Source organism: Limnobacter thiooxidans (assembly GCF_036323495.1).
GTDB lineage: Bacteria > Pseudomonadota > Gammaproteobacteria > Burkholderiales > Burkholderiaceae_B > Limnobacter > Limnobacter thiooxidans.
In genome coordinates this window covers 2,085,869-2,105,726 of sequence record NZ_AP028947.1, presented here as the reverse complement: position 1 = coordinate 2,105,726, position 19,858 = coordinate 2,085,869, and the positions used below count along the sequence as shown (strand labels likewise).

The window sequence follows — 19,858 nt, the reverse complement described above, 5'->3', positions numbered from 1 at the left end:
CATGTCACTTGTCCCGACAGCCCCGCCCAACGTGAAGGTTGTGGCGGTGGCCGTTCTTCTCCCACCTTGCAAGGGATACCGCAAACGCTAACGCGTCTTGCGGAGCCGCTTCGCGTCTAATCCATTGCGAGGTGGAGAACGGCGGGCGGGCCTTGAATGTCAGGACCAAGTGAAATTGGCAAGGCTTCTTGCGCGAAGACGCCTTAGGCGTTTCGCATGCCCCGAGCCAGCAATCAAGAAGGGATGAAAGCCCGCCAAGGCGGGATGACGCGACACGCACGGTGAGTATCAACAAACCACATTGACGCGACACGCACCACGAGAATCAACAAACCGCAGCACCGCGAGCATCAACAAGCTGCGCAAATCAGCCTCTAGTTCGCCAACAGCTCTCGCAACACAAACGGTAGAATTCCGCGATGCCTGTAATATTCCACCTCAATTGGTGTGTCGATGCGGCTCAATACCTTCACATCTTCCACATCACCATTCGCCCGTGTAATTCGCAAGGTCAATTCGGCCTGCGGTTCGGTGTCTTCTTTCAGTCCGATGACATCGTAGGTTTCACTGCCGTCGAGCCGAAGCGTTTGTACCGAATCATCGCCCATGAACTGCAGTGGCAACACACCCATGCCCACCAAATTGCTTCGGTGTATGCGTTCATAGCTGCGTGCCACGACCACTTTGATACCCAGCAATTGCGTACCCTTGGCAGCCCAGTCACGGGATGAGCCCGTGCCATATTCTTCACCCGCCAACACAATTGTTGGAATGCCTTGCTCGATGTATTCCATGGCAGCTGCAAATACAGTCGCTTGTTCTCTGTCTTTGATGGTGAATCCGCCCTCAATCCGGTTGCCACTGGAGTCGGGTGGAATCATCAGGTTCTTTACGCGTACGTTGGCAAAGGTGCCGCGAACCATCACATCGTGATTGCCGCGTCTGGATCCATAGCTGTTGAAATCTTTCAGTTCAACACCATGACGTGTCAGGTATTTTCCCGCAGGTGTTGTAGGTTTGAACGATCCCGCAGGTGAAATATGGTCTGTTGTCACGGAGTCACCCAGAATCAGCAATGGCTTGGCGCCCTTTATGGCTTCTACGTTGCTGGGCTGCATTGCAAAGTTGTCAAAGAAGGGAGGCTTTGCAATGTAAGTGGATTCGGGCCAGGTGTAGACATCGCCTTCAGGTGCGGGCACCTGGTTCCACAGGTCATGTCCGTCAGTGAAGTTGCTGTACAACCTGGTGAACACCGCAGAGTCGTTGGCGATTGGAAGCAGGGCATTGATTTCTTCATTGCTTGGCCAGATGTCGCGCAAGAAAACGGGCGTTCCATCATTTCCCGTGCCAATGGGTTCGCTGGTCATGTCCATGTCGACCCGGCCGCTCAATGCAAACGCGACTACCAAGGGAGGCGAGGCCAAAAAGTTTGCTTTCAGGTTGGGATGAATTCGGGCTTCAAAATTTCGGTTTCCGGACAGCACCGAACATCCAATCAAATCATTTTTCAATATCGTTTCGTTGATCTCGGGCAGCAGGTCGCCCGAGTTGCCAATGCACGTGGTGCAGCCATACGCAGCAACATTGAAGCCAAGCTTGTCCAGATACTGTTGCAAGTTGGTTTTGAGCAAATATTCACCCACCACGCGGGAACCCGGGCCAATTGAGGTCTTGATGTGCGGTTTGACACGCAGGCCTTTCTCGACAGCCTTCTTGGCCAGCAAGCCTGCGGCCAGCATCACGCCAGGGTTGGATGTGTTGGTGCAGCTTGTAATGGCTGCCAGCAGTACATCCCCGTGACCAATGTCAATCTTGTCCAAGCCAGTTGGATAACGAGTTTCCAGTTGGGCCGAGTCCTTCCCAAACCCATTGGCGGTCATGGGCTCTGAAAACAGGTGATCGAACTGCTTTTTCATGTCTTTTAGCAACACCCGGTCTTGCGGGCGTTTTGGTCCGGCCAATGAAGGCTCCACGGTGTCCAGATCAAGTGTTACGGTTTCCGAATAGTCGATCGAGCTGGGATCTGGCATACCCAGCAGGCCCTGCGCCTTGAAGTAGGCTTCAAAGCGGTCTGCTTCAACGCCACCGCGCGCGGTTTTGCGCATGAATTCAACCGTTTTCGAATCAGGCGGGAAAAAGCCCATAGTGGCACCGTATTCAGGTGCCATGTTCGCCAACGTGGCGCGGTCGGTCACAGAAAGACTTTCTGCACCGGGTCCACAAAACTCAACAAATTTGCCAACCACTTTTTTCTTGCGAAGAAGTTCAGTAATTGCCAGTACCAGGTCGGTGGCGGTGATGCCTTCCCTCAATGCATTGCTCAGTTCGACACCCACCACATCGGGGGTCAGAAAATAAACCGGTTGGCCCAGCATGCCGGCTTCTGCCTCAATGCCACCTACGCCCCAGCCCACAACACCCACACCGTTGATCATGGTGGTGTGGCTGTCAGTGCCCACCAGGGTGTCAGGATAGAACACGGTTTGTTCATTTTCCTGGCCTGGCTTTGCAGCACTGCGCAAGCCACGAAACAGATACTCTAGATTCACTTGGTGCACGATGCCGATCCCGGGAGGAATCACCTTGAACGTGTCAAAGGCCTGCATGCCCCACTTCATGAATTGGTAGCGCTCGCCGTTGCGCTGAAACTCGATTTCCATGTTTTGCACCAGTGCTTCGGGGGTGCCGTAGTGGTCAATCATGACCGAGTGATCCACGACCAGGTCTACAGGAACCAAGGGCTCAATTTTCTTTGGATCTTGTCCCATGTCGCGCGCCACATTTCGCATGGCGGCGAGGTCTGCTAGCAGGGGCACACCCGTGAAGTCTTGCAATACGACTCGAGCGACTATGAACGGGATTTCGCTGGTGCGTTTGGATTGCGCCTGCCAGTTGGCCAGATCTCGAATGTGATCTTCAGTGACCTTCTTTCCGTCGCAATTGCGCAGAACCGATTCAAGCACGATTCGAATGGAAACGGGCAGGCGGTTCAGGTTGGGAAAACCTAGTTCGGCCAGCTTGGGCAAGCTGTAAAACTGACCAGTTGCGCCCGTGGTTGTAGTGAAGGTGCTGAGTGTCTGATGTTTCAGGGTTGACATACCTGTTTCTCCCTTACGTGAAGGTGCCGAAGAATTTCGGCACCGTATTGCAAAACCAGTGGTAGTGGTGTCTACCGAGCCCTCAATGCAAGTGCATGCTGTTGGGCAATTCAGAGTCTTCCGGTAGCTCGGCGTGCATCAGCTCGCCTTCCGGGTTGGGATAGAGTGGGGAGCCGCAATCCTCGCAATATTCCAGCGGGAATCTCTCTTCTAGAACCTTGATTTGGCGAATGCCCACTTCCTTGAGCAATGCCTCGATTTTGGATCGAATGACCGGGTTGTCGGGTTCGCTTTCAATGTCTTTTTCATAGACGGGGTCGGGTTCGTTGCCATACTCCTCACCGATGAGTGGCCAAACCACGCCATGCACAATGTCTGCGTTGCCTTCAACTGAAAAGCCAATTCGATATTCTTCAATTTCACCGCGGTCTACAAAAGCGCCCACGCTGGCATGGATCTTCTGTGTGGGAACATCAAGCGCAGTTTCAAGGAAGGCTGCTGACGCACGTACTGAATAGGCGCGTGCTTCCTTTTCAGCTTCGCGGCAAGCATTGTAAAGTCCATTGGGCAGCATCAGCTCAAGCAGACAGCCGGGCATGATGGTCTGCAAGGCTTGGCCACCAGTGAGGCGCCAATTGGTTAATACCTCTTCCTTGCTCAGCAGGGTGCCGTTGCTGTGTGCTTCCACTTGCCATTTGAACGCAGGTTGGCCGGCAGGGACAGAGACTGCGCCGATCAGGTAGCGCACATCGCTTAAAAAGCTTTGAGTGGCTGGCAAGTTCTCGGTGTCAATCCTGACCTTCACTCGGTCAATCGCGGCTTGTCCCAGTTGTCGTGCAAGTTCCGCCGCTGCGGTGTAACTTTCGGGCAGTTGATCCGGGCTGAACAGCATGTTGGTGAGCACCAGGTGAGCATGGTCTGACAGCACATTTTTCTGAAGCAAAGCGGTGAATTCAGCAACCGTGGCCTCTTCAATTTTCCCGGAAGGAATGTTGTAGGTTGACCAAGCCAAAACAGGTGCAGCCAGCAGCAGAATATCTTCTTCCTGACCCAGTTCGGGGCTCTCCACCGTGTTTTCAATGGCAAAGGCCAGTTCATCGTAGGCGCGGTAGTTTGTGCTGTACAGGTGGTCAAGTGTTTGCATCAGCGTGGTGTCGCTGCGGCCCTCCAGCATGGGGGCCAGCGCTGCAAACAACTTCTTTTTCCAAAACCGTCGCTCAAGCCGGCTTCCAGCGTCTGCAAGCAAAATGGCCAGATTCGCCAAAGGCTTGGCGTACTTGGACAATTTGGATCGTGAGGCGGTGTTGAGTGGTTTTCTGCGCATGGGTAGTCCTTGTGGTGGTCTACCCATTGTAGTACGAGAAGTTTGTCTAATTTATTTTGTCGCGCAGGTTGGACTGATCCATCAGGTCTGGTCTGACCCACTCGGGTGGTGCCCAGATGTGTTTGAGGCGTTGCAACATCGGCCCAGGTTTGAGGGCATCACTGAACATGTCTCGCCATTCGTGGGTGTTGAGTGTCCAGATGTTGTTGGTTTTGGGTTGTCGCACAATGCCGTATTCAACCGGTGCAACTTCAGGTTCGAATGTTCCAAAGAGTCGATCCCAGATGATCAACACGCCACCGTAGTTCTTGTCGATGTATTCGTCGTTTCTCCCATGGTGAACGCGGTGATGACTGGGTGTGTTGAAAATGAATTCAAACCACTTCGGAAATTTGTCGACTGCCTGGGTGTGTACGAAGTATTGATAACCCAGATTCATTCCGTAAGCCAGCAAAACTGCCCAAACCGGAAAACCAATGATCAGCATGGGCGCCCAGAAAATCTGATGCAGGTTCACAGCATAGAAAAGGCTTTGCCGCATGGCCGTGGTGGTGGTCATGTTTTCACCACTGTGGTGTACGACATGCGCACACCAGAACCAACGCACGCGGTGGCTGCCGCGGTGAAACCAGTAGTAACAAAACTCGATGCCGAACAGCAGGGCCGCGAAGCTTAGGGGGGTGACCTCAATGGTTGCAATGCGGAATGTGTAAATCCATTCCATGAAAGCCGATACAAACAAGGCAAACCACACCAACTCCATGGCTTGGTAGCTACCACCGAGCAGCATGTTGGTGACAACCTCATTTTTCTTGAAGAAGAAAGATTTACCTACCTTCTTCAGATGAAGGTATTCCACCAAAGTGGCACCCAGAAACAAAGGGGTTAGCAGGGTAAGAAAAACCTGCTTCCAGTCCGGGTTGGGGCCGAACAGGAGGTTGAAAGTGGGCATTGCCTGATTGATCAACTGTTCCATGCGTGTCTCCGCGTGTTGGTTTTTTTGATGTTTGGATTGTGCGGGTGTTTTCGCAAGAAATATTGTGAGTTCAAGCCTATTTTTTTGTGAAATCGCGCCAAAAAACAAGGTCAATTCCACCCTTTTACTCGTTTCGACAGCGTTGCATCGCACTTCGAAGCCTTGCCTTGCCATGCTGTTGCGCTTCGCGCTTCAACGCCTCGCCATATCACTTATGCCGATAGCCCCGCTTCGCACTTCGAAGCCGTGCCATGTCACTTGTCCCGACAGTCCCGCCCCACGTGCAAGTTCGGGACGGTGGCCGTTCCTTTTCCACCTTGCAATGGATACCGCAAACGCTAACGCGTCTTGCGGAGCCGCTTCGCGTCTAATCCATTGCTAGGTGGAGAACGGCGGGCGGGCCTTGAATGTCGGGACCAAGTGAAATTGGCAAGGCTTCTCGCGCGAAGATAACTGTGACGTGCCAACGTGGGTTCTGTTGTTCGCCGACTGCTGTGAGCTTGCATGAGGGACTGGCTTTGATCAAGCTGCTGCGGACTTGGCGCGTCGCCAGCGGTTTTGGCTCACTGTGCGATTTTGCGATCATTCTGTCGATTCAGGTGGGCCTCCCGCTTGATGCGCAGCGAGGGGCGATTCCGCAAGGAAGCGATGCGAACATGCCTTTGGCATTTCGCATGCCCCGAGCCAGCAATCGAGAAGGGATAAAAGCCCGCCAAGGCGGGATGACGCGACACGTACTGTGAGCATCAACAAACCGCATGATCAAACACAGTTCAGTACCTTACTTGGCAATCGCTTCCCGCCATTTCACGTAATCCGCCGCGACCTGCTCAGGCTTTTCCATCATCGGGACATGCCCAACCTGATCCATCAGAATCACGTCAAACCCAGGCATGGCCGTTTTCAATTCAGCGGCACCATCCACGTGCAACACACGATCTTCCTTGCCCCAAACAATCAAAGCTGGCCCTTTGTAATTTGATTTAGACAGGGCAGTGGCCAGGTCGGAAGGTACAGACTTGAAGTCTTTATAGATTCTCTGGTGCAAGGTCTGGTCTGCCGCGGCGCGGGCGGCCATTGCTTCCACGACAAATCCCGGCGCAAAAGCAGGGCGCTTGAACATCACTACATCCACAATTTTTTCAAATTCTTCGCGGTTGCTGGCGGTCAAAACGATCTCGCCGGTTTTCTCGAATTGTTGAATCACTTCAGATTTCCTGGATTCCAGCAAACCCGCTGGAGCCAGAAACCAGATGGACGCCACATCGTCCGGGTACTTGGCTGCATAGGCGCCGCTGATCCAGCCACCCATGGAATTACCGCCAATATGTGGCTGTTTCAGACCCAGTTTTTCGATGATTTCGTGCACACGATCAATTTGGGTGTTGATTACATAATCTGCGTCGAGGTCCCGGGTGGATGCACCGAAGCCCGGCACATCAATGGCGTATACGGTGTAATGATTCGTCAGGTAATACGCCACACGGTTGAAGTTGTCTTTCGAGCCGCCAAAACCGTGAATCAGCACCAGGGGTTCACCTTTGCCACCTTGCAGATAAGGCACCACAAAACCGTCGATTTGAACCACTTTGCGTTGCAGTCCAGAAATTGCCCGCTCGGCAGCAATGGCAAAGCCAGCAGCGCCCTGAATTTCTCCTTCGGGCTGTTTGTAGCCGCAGCCACTCAGGGTAAGTAAAGCTGCTGTGGCCACAAGGGCAGGGAGGCGACGTAGCGGATTTGAATTTTTTTTCATGATGCGATTGGGACAAGAGTGTGTGGGTGAATTGATTACGCGCTAGCATAGAGCAGGAAAAACTCTTCTGACAATACCTGTTGTCAAATAATGAACGCTCTCTCTAATTCCGGTCATGTTTCTGCCAGCTATGTCAATTTGCTGTTCGACTGGCTTGATCATGCTCGTCCAGATGTGTCACAGCGCCTGCCATTTGCACGTCCTGCTGCGGGTGATTTGAACCGGGTCAATGTGTTGCAGTGGCAGGCCATGCTGGATTGGACTTATCAACAGCTTGAGGACCCTGCCATGCCCCTGAAGCTGGCTGCGCATGTCCGCCCAGCCAATATGGGTTTGCTCGGCTATGTCGCAAGTTGCTGCAATAATCTGGGTGAAGCTTTTGCCCGTTTGCAGCAATTTGAAAATCTGGTGTACAGCGTGAATTCTCTGCAAGTGAATTTCAGTGAAGACCAATTGCTTCTGCAGTGGGGGGCCGAGCGCGGCAAGCCGGGTCATTGGGTTGATTCAGTGGCTATTGGTGTGCTCGTGGCTTTCACACGCCATCTGGTTGCTGTTCCTGTGGATCCTCTCAAGGTTCAGTTCATCAACGCTGAACCAGGCAACAAGGAAGATTTCAGGGCGTTTTTTGGTTGTGATGTTCATTTCAACCAACAAGTTACCGAGGTGGTTTGGCCGGTTACCTTGCTAGACGCGCCTTTGAAATCGGCTGACTCGGTCATGCGCACCATGCTGGATCAGCAAGCGCAATTGTTATTGTCCCAAGTCAAGGCTGGCGAGGAAACAATTCCCGGCTTGCAGAAGGCCTTGCAGGAATCCATATCAGCCGGCTTGCCCAATCTGGATGAGGTGGCACGTCGTCTGTGCACCAGCGGCCGAAGCTTGCAACGACGTCTGCAAGAGCAAGGCAGCAGCTTTCGCCATGAACTTGAAAGCGTGCGTGTGGAGATGGCCAAGAGCTGCCTGAATGCAGGCAATTTGAGTTTGGCAGACATTGCCAATTTGCTGGCCTACAACGACCAAAGCGCCTTTACACATGCGTTCAAGCGGGTCACAGGCTCTAGTCCAGCGAAGTACCAGCAGGCAAATTGATTGCACCTTCTAAAACCCCACCTATTCAGCAAAATCCCCTTTAACAACAGGGGAAAGTCCTATATCATATATAAGACTGATGGGCTGTTTTGCACCCACGCGCAGTGTTTTTAAAACAGGTTTGAAACTTCACTGTTTTTTGCATTGCAGCACTTGTGTGCTTTCACGAACTGCCTCAAAATCAACCAGTTTCTATTGACCCTCACCCATCTAAGGGAGATCTCATGCTTGAGTCCTATCGCCAACACGTTGCCGAGCGCGCAGCGTTGGGCATTCCACCATTGCCTTTGTCTGCCCAGCAAACCGCTGATCTGGTTTTGTTGCTGAAAAACCCGCCCGCAGGCGAAGAAGAATTCCTGCTTGACCTGATCACCAACCGCGTGCCTGCTGGCGTTGATGACGCCGCGAAAGTAAAGTCCGCATTTTTGGCTGCCATCGTCAATGGCTCCGACAGCTGCAAGTTGATTGACCGCAAGAAGGCCACCTTCCTGCTGGGCACCATGCTGGGTGGTTTCAACATCAAGCCAATGATCGACGCATTGAATGACGCTGAAGTAGGCGAAATCGCTGCCGAAGCATTGTCCAAAACACTGCTGATGTTCGATTATTTCCACGACGTGAAAGACCTGGCCGACAAGGGCAGCGCGACTGCCAAGAAAGTGATGCAAAGCTGGGCCGATGCCGAGTGGTTCACAAGCCGTCCTGAAGTGCCAACAAGCATCAAGTTGACTGTATTCAAGGTCACTGGTGAAACCAACACCGACGACCTGTCACCAGCACCTGACGCCTGGAGCCGCCCCGATATTCCATTGCACGCATTGGCCATGTTGAAAAACCCGCGCCCCGGCATTGAAGCAGACGAGCCAGGCAAGGTTGGCCCCATCAAGCAATTGCAGGCACTGATCGCCAAGGGCAATCAGATCGCTTACGTTGGCGACGTGGTCGGTACAGGTTCTTCCCGCAAATCAGCCACCAACAGCGTGTTGTGGTTCACAGGCGATGACATCCCCTTCATTCCGAACAAGCGTTTTGGTGGTTATTGCCTGGGCAACAAGATTGCGCCGATTTTCTTCAACACCATGGAAGATGCAGGCGCATTGCCAATCGAACTGGATGTCAGCCAGATGGACATGGGCGACGAAATTGAACTGCGCCCCTTCGAAGGCAAGGCCCTGAAAAACGGCGTTGTGATTGCCGAGTTCAGTGTTAAAACCGACGTGTTGTTCGACGAAGTACGCGCCGGTGGCCGTATTCCATTGATCATCGGTCGTGGTTTGACAGACCGTGCCCGCGCTGAATTGGGCCATGGCCCATCGCCCGTGTTCCGTCGCCCATCTTCACAAGCAGCTTCCACTCGCGGATACAGCCTGGCCCAGAAAATGGTTGGCAAGGCCTGTGGCGTTGACGGTGTTCGCCCTGGTACTTACTGTGAACCCAGGATGACCACTGTGGGTTCGCAAGACACCACTGGCCCAATGACTCGTGACGAATTGAAAGACCTGGCCTGCCTGGGTTTCTCTGCTGACCTGGTCATGCAGTCTTTCTGCCACACCGCTGCTTACCCCAAGCCAGTCGACGTGAAAATGCACCACGAACTGCCCGACTTCATTGAGAACCGCGGTGGCGTTGCCCTGCGTCCCGGTGATGGCGTGATCCACAGCTGGTTGAACCGTCTGTTGATGCCCGACACCGTGGGCACTGGTGGCGATTCACACACACGTTTCCCGATCGGTATTTCTTTCCCGGCTGGTTCCGGTTTGGTGGCCTTTGCCGCCGCCACAGGTGTTATGCCTCTGGACATGCCCGAATCTGTGCTGGTTCGCTTCAAAGGCGAAATGCAGCCTGGCGTGACATTGCGTGACCTGGTCAATGCAATTCCCCTGTACGCAATCCGTGCCGGCATGCTGACTGTTGAAAAGAAAGGCAAGAAGAACATTTTCTCTGGCCGCATTCTGGAAATCGAAGGTCTGCCGCAACTGAAAGTTGAACAGGCTTTTGAATTGTCAGACGCGTCTGCAGAGCGTTCTGCTGCCGGTTGTACCGTGCACCTGGACAAGGAACCCATCATTGAATACATGCGTTCCAACATCACTTTGATGAAGTGGATGATTGCGCAGGGTTACCAGGACGTGCGCACCTTGACACGCCGCATCAAGGCCATGGAAGCGTGGATTGCCAACCCTGAGTTGTTGAAAGGCGACGCAGACGCAGAATACGCAGCAGTCATTGAAATCGATCTGGCCGACATCAAGGAACCCATTCTGGCCTGCCCGAACGACCCCGATGATGTGAAGTTCCTGAGTGAAGTGGCCGGCGACAAGATTGATGAAGTGTTCATCGGTTCCTGCATGACCAACATTGGTCACTTCCGCGCAGCAGGCAAGGTTCTGGAAGGCAAGAGCGACATTCCAACACGTTTGTGGATTGCGCCTCCCACCAAGATGGACCAGCACATCCTGACCGAAGAAGGCTATTACGGCATTTTGGGCCGCACTGGCGCGCGCATGGAATTGCCAGGTTGTTCACTGTGCATGGGCAACCAGGCACAAATCCGCAAGGGTTCTACAGCCGTGTCAACTTCAACACGTAACTTCCCGAACCGCTTGGGCATCGACACCCGCGTGTATCTCAGCTCCGCAGAATTGGCGGCAGTGTGTGCATTGATGGGCAAGATCCCGACCGTGGAAGAATACATGGCGCAGGTTAAATTGTTGGACAATGTATCCAGCGACGTATACCGCTACATGAACTTCGACCAGATTCCGGAGTTCGTGGACATTGCGAACAAGGCAGTATTGGCTGCGTAATAAAAAAAGCCACCCTGCGGGGTGGCTTTTTTCATGTTTGTTCAGCTTGTCTCGCTTGTTTGTCCGTAAGACAGGTTAATGCATGGCTGGACTGCAAAAGCAGTTCCTTGATGGTGGAGTAAATCACATTGATCTCAGCCAGTTTGCCCAGTCGGCATATATCCCTCTGACCAGCAAAGCGAATTTTCATGTCGCTGTGGTCTTCTTCCAAAAAAAGAATATTGGCCAAGGGAAACAGTTCTTCAATTTGCGCCAACGTCTCTGCCTCGAGTTCTTCCATGACATTCATGTCGCAAACCACCAGTTTTGCCTTGTTTCCGAACGTGATGTCGTCCATTGACAGAGTTCTGAGGGCAAGTACGCCGTTCTCACCCAAGCCGCTCAGGAAGCGTTGGTATGCCATCATTTTGATGGGGTAGTCACTTAAAACTACGCAGGGACGTGAACTTGGTTTCATGCAAACAATAGGGCCGAGTAAATGTTTTGATGACCTATTGTTCAGGTTTTCACCCGGGGTGAGTATTACCTGAGTGGGGTAATATATTCACCTATACGGTGTAATCATTTCAAATTCACAGAGGCTCAGAAAAATGACAGGATTCAAGGAATACGATCAATATGATGCGTTGGGCCTGGCTGATTTGGTCAAAGCCGGCCAGGTGACTGCAGCCGAACTGCTTGAAGAAAGTATTTTGCGCACCGAGAAAATAAACCCACGTATCAATGCGGTCATTCGACCCATGTACGACATTGCCCGCGCGCGATCCAAAGAGACAGTGGAAGGAGCGTTTGCCGGGGTTCCGTTTTTGCTGAAGGATTTGATCGCCAGTTACGCCGGCGTGGAAATGAGTTGCGGCAGTCGCTTCTACAGAGGTTACATACCCAATGCGGATTCAGAGTACGTGGCCCGTTTTAAACGCGCTGGCCTAAACATATTCGGGAAAACTGCCACGCCTGAATTTGGTATTACGCCTTCGACCGAGCCGGAACTGACTGGGCCTTGTCGCAACCCTTGGGATCCATTGCGCAGCCCTGGGGGGTCCAGCGGCGGTGCTTCGGCCGCAGTTGCTGCGGGTATCGTACCCATGGCCAGTGCCAGTGACGGTGGTGGCTCGATTCGAGTGCCTGCTTCCTGCACAGGTTTGTTTGGACTGAAGCCCACAAGGGGAAGGGTACCTTCGGGCCCTGATCACCCTGATGGCTGGTTCGGTTTCATCGCCGAGCATGTGGTCTCGCGCACCGTTCGCGATTCCGCGCACATGCTGGATTGCCTGCAAGGCAATTACCCCGGGCAGTTGTTGCGCATTGCGCCCCCGGCAGGCAGCTACGCCGGTGCCATTGCTGCAAAGCCTAAGAAGCTTAAGATTGCCTGGTCGCTTGACCCCGCCTTGGGCGAGACCTTGCATGAAGATTGCCGGCAGGGGGTGCTTGAAACCGTCAAGTTGTTGGAAAGCCTGGGCCACATTTGCGAAGAAGTGAAGTTACCCATCAACAAGGAAGAGTTCATTTACGCCTACACCGTGCTGGTGTGTTCAGAAATGGCAGCTACCCTGAAAGAGGGAGAACGCATTCTGGGTCGCAAAAGCAAACCTTCCGATTTTGAAGCCAGAACCTGGGCGCTGATGAAATTGGGGCGCAGCTTCAATGGTGCCGATGTGGCCAATGCGGTATGGACCATGGCGCAGTTTTCACGGCAGTGGATGACCTTTTTTGAACCCTACGATGCCCTGTTGACCAGCACCCTCGGTGAATTGCCGATCGCTGTAGGTGGTTTGCGCCCTACGCCGCAGGAATTGATTGAACTGAAAGCGCTCAGCTATTTGCCCATTGGGTTCATCGCCAAGCAGAAAGACTTTGTTTTGAAGGCTGGGCGTCGGGTCTATCAGTATTGTTCGCAAACCATGCCGGCCAACGTCACTGGCCAACCGTCAATGAGCGTCCCGCTTCACTGGAATGCACAGAATATTCCGGTTGGCATGATGTTCACCGGCCGGTTTGGCGAGGAAAATGTTTTGCTGGGTCTGGCCGCCCAGTTAGAGCAGGCCAAACCTTGGGCAGACAAGCGTCCGCCCATACACGCTGGCATTTAACCAAATCGCCCCAAGGCATTGGCCAATGTTTGAATTGACATGGCCAATTCCTTTTTCAGCAGGTCAGCCTGAGAAGGTGATCTGTTTGCCCGTCGCAGAAGTTCTACTTGGGCGGCATGCGCGAACAGGCGAAGGCTGTCTGTAGCGGATTCCTTCACCTCAAAGTTGTCTCCGCTGATCAAGCCAATCATGTCCTCCGTGCGTTTGTGTTCAGCCCTGATTTTTTCAAAAATTGCTGAAGTGTCTGGTGACAGGGCTGAATAGTGTCCCGCAACCTCGATATTGGCCTCTCCAAGGGCAGTGGCTGAACGGTCAATGAGGTTTTTGAAAAATGGCCATTCCTTGTACATCTGGGTCAGCTCTTTCATGCGCAAAGTGGCTTTTCCATCGGGCTGGTTCACATAGTCACTCAAGGCTTTCCCCAACCCATAGTAGGCCACAGCATGTGAACCCGACTGGTTCCATGCCGCCACATAAGGAATGGCACGCAGTTTGTCGAGGTATTCCTGCCCTTGCAGATTGGCTCTTCGGCTCGCGGGGCGGCTACCCGCATTGCTCAGCGCGACATATTCCAGTGGGGTGGTTCTTTTCAGGAAATTGGCCAGTGCCGGGGTGTACAGTTCCCGATAGGTTTGATCCGCTTTGTTGGCCAGCCAGTCCATGGTTTTGGCGAACTTCCTGATTTGGGTGTCACTTCCTCTGGCGCTGGTGTCCAGTGTCGCAGTCACCATTTCGGCGACATTTTTGTCCGCCAGTGCACGGGTTCCAAACTTCTTGATGACTTCTTCACCCTGCTCGGTTTGACGAAGTCCTGTCATCAGCGATGCACCGTCCTGATAGGCAATTTCCTTGCTGTAACCTTCGGGCCGCGCACCTCGAGCCGGCGTGCCACCTCGTCCGTGAAAAGGATGAATTTTCACGCCATATTCGGCTGCCAAATCCGTGAGCTCGCTGCTTTTCTTGTGAACCTCCCAGGCGGCTGCGGTAATGCCGTTCGACCGCATGCTGTCGCTGTAGCCCAGCATCACCTGTTGAATATCGCCCTCGGCTGCCAGTTTTCCACGGTACCAGGTGTTCTCCAGCATGTTTTTCAACAGGCGGCTGGCGTTTTTCAGATCGGGCACTGTCTCGATCAAGGGCACCACATTCATGCTCGGTTTGCCCGGCTCAATCAGGCCCGCGTACTTCAGCAGAAAGCAAACCTCCAGCATGTCGCTCGGGGTTTCAGTGTTGGCTGTAATAATGTTTTGCAGGGCCTGTGGCCCAAAACGTTCACGAAGGCCTTGGTAGGTGTGAAGAAAATCCAGCTCCAATTGAATGTCAGGCTGGTTGCTGGTCAATGAGCCTTCCATGTGCAAGGGTGCTGGCTCGTTCAGTACCTGATTCAGCAGGCTGATGCGGTCATCTTCAGGAAGAGACAAATAATCCGCATTCGGGTTGGCTGCTTTCAACAAGGAGTGAACTGTGCGTTCGTTCACCTCGCTATTCTGTCGAATGTCGGTGCTCGCACCATGAAATCCAAAAGTTTTTACAGACAGCATCAATTGATCGAGTTTTCGATCCAAAATATCTTGATCAATGATGTCAAGCGCATCCCAGTCCAGATCATCGCGCAGGGTTTTCAGATGCGTTACGAACTCGCCAGGGTCTCGAAACCCAGCTTCCCCTGTGTTTGCCGGAACATGGTGCAGCAGCCTTTTTTGCGTGGCTTCAACTTGGTTTCGCAACTGGTTCAAATGTTGTTTGTTCCCAGCCTTGATGAACAAATTGGGTAGGCTGTCAGGTTTGCTGTCTTTCTGAGGTTCCAGCTTGTTGCTGTAAATTTCAAAGGCCAGGCTACAGGATTGCTTCAATGCATTTTCCAGGTCCTCCGGTCGAATGGTCGGGTTACCATCCCGATCGCCTGAAATCCAGTTGCCGGCTTCAACAACTGGTTTTTGAATTGGAGGCTTGCCTTGATCCACCATGGCGTCGCGAATCAATTTGTGGGTTCGTGCACTGGCCTCCATCATGTGTTTGAGTGGGGCTCGAAAACATTGTGTTTCATCGCTGATCTTTGGTTTCTGAGGTCTGGGTCCAACCACATTCCAGAGCTCCGAGCAAAACTCTCCAACCGGCTTCTGGCCACTCAACACCGCAGGAAGTCCTTTCAACAGTTTGTCTGCACTTTCCGGACGGTTTAGCTGGGTAGGGTGGGCAGTGAGAACTGGCGATATTCTGAAACTGCTTTCGCTACCGCTCTCGAGGGGATTGTTCTCGGCCTGTAGACGTGAAAGTGAAGAAACGCTGCCCCTCAAGGAATGTTTGTATTGGAATCCGGGGTGTTCAACTGTGCATTTCATTTGCTCATTGATCATGAACCGGCAATTAAGGTATTTGAATACGTTGGCCAGCGCCTCGGGTTTGGCCAACAGTTCCGGCATGGTGCGGCTCGTCAGTTCAAAGACCTGGTTCGTGGTCAGATCTGGTGTTTTCTCCAGAGTGATCAGCAGCGTTTGCACAGCCTGCACTTGCTGTTCGGGCAAGCCTTTGACCGCGAGTTCAAGCAGCACCGGCTGTAGGTCTTCCATTCCGGGTGAAGCAGAACTTTGACTTGATAAACTCAGCGCCCCTTCGCTTAGGCTCAGGTGGGTGATATTGGAATGAATTGATTCACTGACAGGCATTTATTGCTCCTCATTGTTATGGTGGTACAGAATGGAGAGCTGCGAGCTTAGTGAACCTCAGGGGGTGTAACTAGGATGGGTGACTCAACGGAGGGGTGGCTGTACCAGCTTGTGGAACTGGGCCATTGTGGCGTTGATGCTTTAAATTCTTCACCACACCTTGCCATGCTTGAGAAACGAAACTTGACGTTTTTGGTGACAGCACAAGGAAACTAGTTCCTTGTGCATGTCATTTACTTCAGCAGAATTTACAGCGTGTCGCCGGGTACCCGTACCCAGCCTTCCATCAACACCCGCGCACTGCGGCTCATGATGGCTTTTTTCACGGCCCACTGGCCGTTTTCCATGACTGCTTGCGCGCCTACACGCAAGGTGCCGCTGGGGTGGCCAAAGCGAACAGCTTCTCGTTCAATTCCCCCGGCTGCCAAGTTCACCAAAGTACCTGGAACAGCCGCAGCCGTACCGATGGCAACCGCCGCAGTACCCATCATGGCATGGTGCAGTTTGCCCATGCTCATGGCGCGCACCAGCAAATCAACACCCTCGGCCTGAACCACTTTGCCGCTTGAACTGGTGTAGGTTTGTGGTGGTGCCACGAACGCCACCTTGGGCGTGTGCTGGCGTTTTGCAGCCTCATCAATGTGCTTGATCAAACCCATCTTCACCGCGCCGTGGGCGCGAATGGTTTCGAATTTTTTCAAGGCTTCAGCATCGCTGTTGATGTGGTCTTGCAATTCGCACCCGGTGTAGCCAATGCTATCGGCATTCACGAAAATCGTGGGAATGCCGGCATTGATCAGCGTGGCTTTCAGTGTGCCGATGCCGGGCACTTCCAGGTCGTCCACCAAATTGCCGGTGGGGAACATGGAACCTGCAGCACCGTCTTCACCTTCATCGGCTGGGTCCAGGAATTCAAGCACCACTTCAGCCGCCGGGAATGTCACCCCGTCGAGTTCAAAGTCGCCTGTTTCCTGCACCAGGCCGTCGGTGATGGGCACATGCGCAATGATGGTTTTGCCAATGTTGGCTTGCCAAATACGCACCACGCAAACGCCGTTGTGCGGCACACGCGCTGAATCCACCAAACCGCTGGCCACCGCGAATGAACCGACTGCTGAAGACAGGTTGCCGCAGTTGCCGCTCCAGTCCACAAAAGCCTTGTCGATCGACACTTGACCAAACAGGTAATCCACATCGTGATCGGCCTGGCTGCTCTTGCTTAAAATCACGGTTTTGCTGGTGGAAGATGTTGCACCACCCATGCCGTCAATTTGCTTGCCGTAGGGGTCGGGACTGCCGATAACGCGCAACAGCAACTTGTCACGCGCCTCGCCCGGTTGCTGGCAGGCTTGCGGCAAGTCCTGCAACCTGAAAAACACGCCCTTGCTGGTGCCGCCACGCATGTAGGTGGCGGGCACTTTTATTTGTTGAGTGGTCATGCAGCTTTTCCTTCCAGGAAGTCTTGCGCAAAACGCTGCAACACGCCGCCAGCTTCGTAAATTGAAACTTCTTCGGCTGTGTCCAAACGGCAAGTCACGGGGAATTCCACGCGCTCGCCATTCTTGCGGGTCATGACCACAGTCAGGGTTGCACGCGGGCTGCGATCGCCCACCACTTCAAACACTTCCGTGCCGTCGATGTTGTAGGTGTGGCGCGTGTCGCCTGCCTTGAATTCCAGGGGCAGGGTGCCCATGCCAATCAGGTTGGTGCGGTGAATACGCTCGAAACCTTCAGCAACAATGGCTTCCACACCGGCCAGGCGAACGCCCTTGGCGGCCCAGTCGCGTGAAGAACCCTGACCGTAGTCAGCACCCGCAATAATGATCAGCGGTTGCCCACGGTCCATGTAGGTTTCAATGGCTTCCCACATGCGGGTCACTTTGCCTTCCGGTTCAATGCGGGCCAGCGAGCCTTTTTTCACATTGCCGTTCTCATCGCGAACCATTTCGTTCAGCAATGTGGGGTTGGCAAAAGTGGCGCGTTGCGCAGTCAGGTGGTCACCGCGGTGCGTGGCGTAGCTGTTGAAGTCTTCTTCAGGCAAGCCCATTTTGTGCAGGTATTCACCGGCCGCACTGTTCATCATGATCGCGTTCGATGGGCTGAGGTGATCAGTCGTGATGTTGTCACCCAGCACCGCCAATGGGCGCATGTTTTTCAGTGTGCGTGGACGTGCTGCCAAAGCGCCTTGACCTTCTGTGTCCCAGTAGGGCGGGCGACGAATGTAGGTGCTTTGCGGGCGCCAGTCGTACAGCGGGCTTTTCGCTTCTTCAATTGCACCCAAATCAAACATCGGAATGTAGATTTCGCGGAACTGTGAAGGCTTCACGAACTGCTTCACAATCGCGTCGATTTCTTCGTCTGAAGGCCACAGGTCTTTCAGGCGAATTTCCTTGCCATCGACCACACCCAGCACATCCTGTTCGATATCAAAGCGGATTGTGCCCGCAATGGCGTAAGCCACCACCAGCGGGGGCGAAGCCAGGAAGGCTTGCTTTGCGTAGGGGTGAATGCGTCCATCGAAGTTGCGGTTGCCGCTCAATACGGCTGTGGCATACAAATCGCGCTCAATGATTTCCTGCTGAATAACAGGGTCAAGCGCACCGCTCATGCCGTTGCAGGTTGTGCATGCAAACGCCACAATGCCAAAGCCCAGTTTTTCAAGTTCAGGCAACAGGCCCGAGTCTTTCAGATACAACTCGGCCACTTTCGAACCCGGTGCGAAAGAGGACTTCACCCAGGGCTTGCGCACCAGGCCCAGTTCATTGGCCTTGCGGGCCAACAGGGCAGCAGCCACCACATTACGCGGGTTGCTGGTGTTGGTGCAGCTTGTAATGGCGGCAATAATCACTGCGCCATCGGGCATCAGGCCTTCGGCTTCCTGTGCGCGTGCTGCGTCCAGGTTGCCGGCAATGCCCTTGGCAGCCAGGTCACTGGTGGCCACGCGTGCATGTGGGTTGGAAGGGCCAGCCATGCTGCGCACAACCTTGCTCAAGTCAAAGCTCAACACGCGTTCGTATTCAGCACCCACCATTTTGCTGGCCCACAGGCCAGTGTGTTTGGCGTACTGTTCTACCAGCTTGACCTGTTCGTCTTCACGGCCAGTCAGCTTGAGGTAGTCAATAGTTTGCTCGTCGATGTAGAACATCGCGGCGGTGGCACCGTATTCCGGTGTCATGTTGGAAATGGTGGCGCGGTCGCCAATGCTCAGGCTGTTGGCACCTTCACCGAAGAATTCGATGTAGGCACCGACAACACGTTCCTTGCGCAGGAATGCGGTCAGTTCCAGCACGATGTCGGTGGCCGTAATGCCGGGCTGGCGCTTGCCAGTCAGTTCCACGCCAACGATATCGGGCAGTCGCATCATGGATGCACGGCCCAGCATCACTGTTTCAGCTTCCAGACCACCTACACCAATGGAAATCACGCCAAGCGCGTCCACGTGTGGTGTGTGGCTGTCAGTGCCGACGCAGGTGTCGGGGAAAGCTACGCCTTCACGAACCTGAACCACGGGCGACATTTTTTCCAGGTTGATCTGGTGCATGATGCCGTTGCCCGCTGGAATCACGTCCACATTCTTGAATGCAGTCTTGGTCCAGTTGATGAAGTGGAAACGGTCTTCGTTGCGGCGTTCTTCAATGTCGCGGTTTTTCTGGAATGCATCGGGGTCAAAGCCGCCACATTCCACGGCCAGTGAATGATCCACGATCAATTGCGTGGGCACCACGGGGTTCACCAGTGACGGGTCACCGCCCTGGTCTGCAATGGCGTTGCGCAGGCCTGCCAAATCCACCAGGGCAGTTTGGCCCAGAATGTCGTGGCACACCACGCGTGCGGGGTACCAGGGAAAGTCCAGGTCGCGCTTGCGGTACACCAGTTGCTTCAGACTGTCTGTCAATGCAGACGGCTCGCAGCGGCGCACCAGTTGCTCGGCCAACACTTTGCTGGTGTAAGGCAGCTTGTCCCAGGCGCCGGGCTCGATCGCATCCACAGCCGCTTGGGTGTCGAAGAAATCAAGCGCAGTGCCGGGCAGTTGTTTGCGAAATTCTTTGTTCATG

General features: G+C 53.7%; 11 protein-coding genes. 3 read left to right on the top strand and 8 right to left on the bottom strand.

Going from position 1 to position 19,858, the window contains the following annotated elements; genetic code table 11:
• Window positions 1–374: 374 nt before the first annotated feature.
• From acnA to RGQ30_RS09585, 4 genes are all read right to left on the bottom strand, one after another.
• Window positions 375–3,098 carry an aconitate hydratase AcnA gene (gene acnA / locus RGQ30_RS09600; protein ID WP_130556127.1) on the bottom strand — a complete coding sequence of 908 codons (2,724 nt, stop codon included), beginning with the start codon at window positions 3,096–3,098 and terminating at the stop codon, window positions 375–377.
• Between the two features lie 82 nt (window positions 3,099–3,180).
• Window positions 3,181–4,422: a DUF2863 family protein gene (locus tag RGQ30_RS09595; protein WP_338284365.1), complete on the bottom strand. Its 1,242-nt coding sequence runs from the start codon at window positions 4,420–4,422 to the stop codon at window positions 3,181–3,183.
• 46 nt (window positions 4,423–4,468) lie between these two features.
• Complete coding sequence (locus RGQ30_RS09590; RefSeq protein WP_130556129.1) at window positions 4,469–5,398, bottom strand: sterol desaturase family protein; 930 nt, start codon at window positions 5,396–5,398, stop codon at window positions 4,469–4,471.
• A gap of 781 nt (window positions 5,399–6,179) precedes the next feature.
• A complete protein-coding gene (locus RGQ30_RS09585) occupies window positions 6,180–7,151 on the bottom strand; it encodes an alpha/beta fold hydrolase (protein WP_130556131.1) in 972 nt (323 codons plus the stop codon).
• Between the two features lie 90 nt (window positions 7,152–7,241).
• Here RGQ30_RS09585 and RGQ30_RS09580 point away from each other — a divergent pair, with 90 nt between their 5' ends.
• Together RGQ30_RS09580 and acnB are read left to right on the top strand one after the other, a co-directional pair.
• Window positions 7,242–8,240, top strand: a complete 999-nt coding sequence (locus RGQ30_RS09580; RefSeq protein ID WP_130556132.1) for an AraC family transcriptional regulator — start codon at window positions 7,242–7,244, stop codon at window positions 8,238–8,240.
• A gap of 224 nt (window positions 8,241–8,464) precedes the next feature.
• The gene (acnB, locus tag RGQ30_RS09575; protein ID WP_130556133.1) at window positions 8,465–11,047 is read left to right on the top strand and encodes a bifunctional aconitate hydratase 2/2-methylisocitrate dehydratase; all 2,583 of its coding nucleotides are present in this window, start codon (window positions 8,465–8,467) and stop codon (window positions 11,045–11,047) included.
• A 31-nt stretch (window positions 11,048–11,078) separates the two neighbouring features.
• On the opposite strand, the gene RGQ30_RS09570 is transcribed toward acnB, so the two are convergent.
• A complete protein-coding gene (locus tag RGQ30_RS09570; protein ID WP_130556134.1) occupies window positions 11,079–11,453 on the bottom strand; it encodes a hypothetical protein in 375 nt (124 codons plus the stop codon).
• Between the two features lie 184 nt (window positions 11,454–11,637).
• Between RGQ30_RS09570 and RGQ30_RS09565 the strand changes: the two genes are divergently transcribed.
• Complete coding sequence (locus RGQ30_RS09565) at window positions 11,638–13,137, top strand: amidase (RefSeq protein ID WP_130556135.1); 1,500 nt, start codon at window positions 11,638–11,640, stop codon at window positions 13,135–13,137.
• Here the strand turns inward: RGQ30_RS09565 and RGQ30_RS09560 are convergent.
• From RGQ30_RS09560 to acnD, 3 genes are all read right to left on the bottom strand, one after another.
• Window positions 13,134–15,803, bottom strand: coding sequence for a phosphoenolpyruvate carboxylase (locus RGQ30_RS09560; protein ID WP_130556136.1), 2,670 nt, complete (start codon window positions 15,801–15,803; stop codon window positions 13,134–13,136). The two genes, RGQ30_RS09565 and RGQ30_RS09560, sit on opposite strands and share 4 nt — an antisense overlap.
• Before the next feature lie 248 nt (window positions 15,804–16,051).
• Entirely contained in the window at window positions 16,052–17,242 is a 1,191-nt protein-coding gene (gene prpF / locus RGQ30_RS09555; protein ID WP_130556137.1) for a 2-methylaconitate cis-trans isomerase PrpF, read from the bottom strand.
• Window positions 17,239–19,857, bottom strand: coding sequence for a Fe/S-dependent 2-methylisocitrate dehydratase AcnD (acnD, locus tag RGQ30_RS09550; protein WP_130556958.1), 2,619 nt, complete (start codon window positions 19,855–19,857; stop codon window positions 17,239–17,241). The genes prpF and acnD overlap by 4 nt, the downstream gene beginning before the upstream one ends.
• Window position 19,858 lies beyond the last annotated feature (1 nt).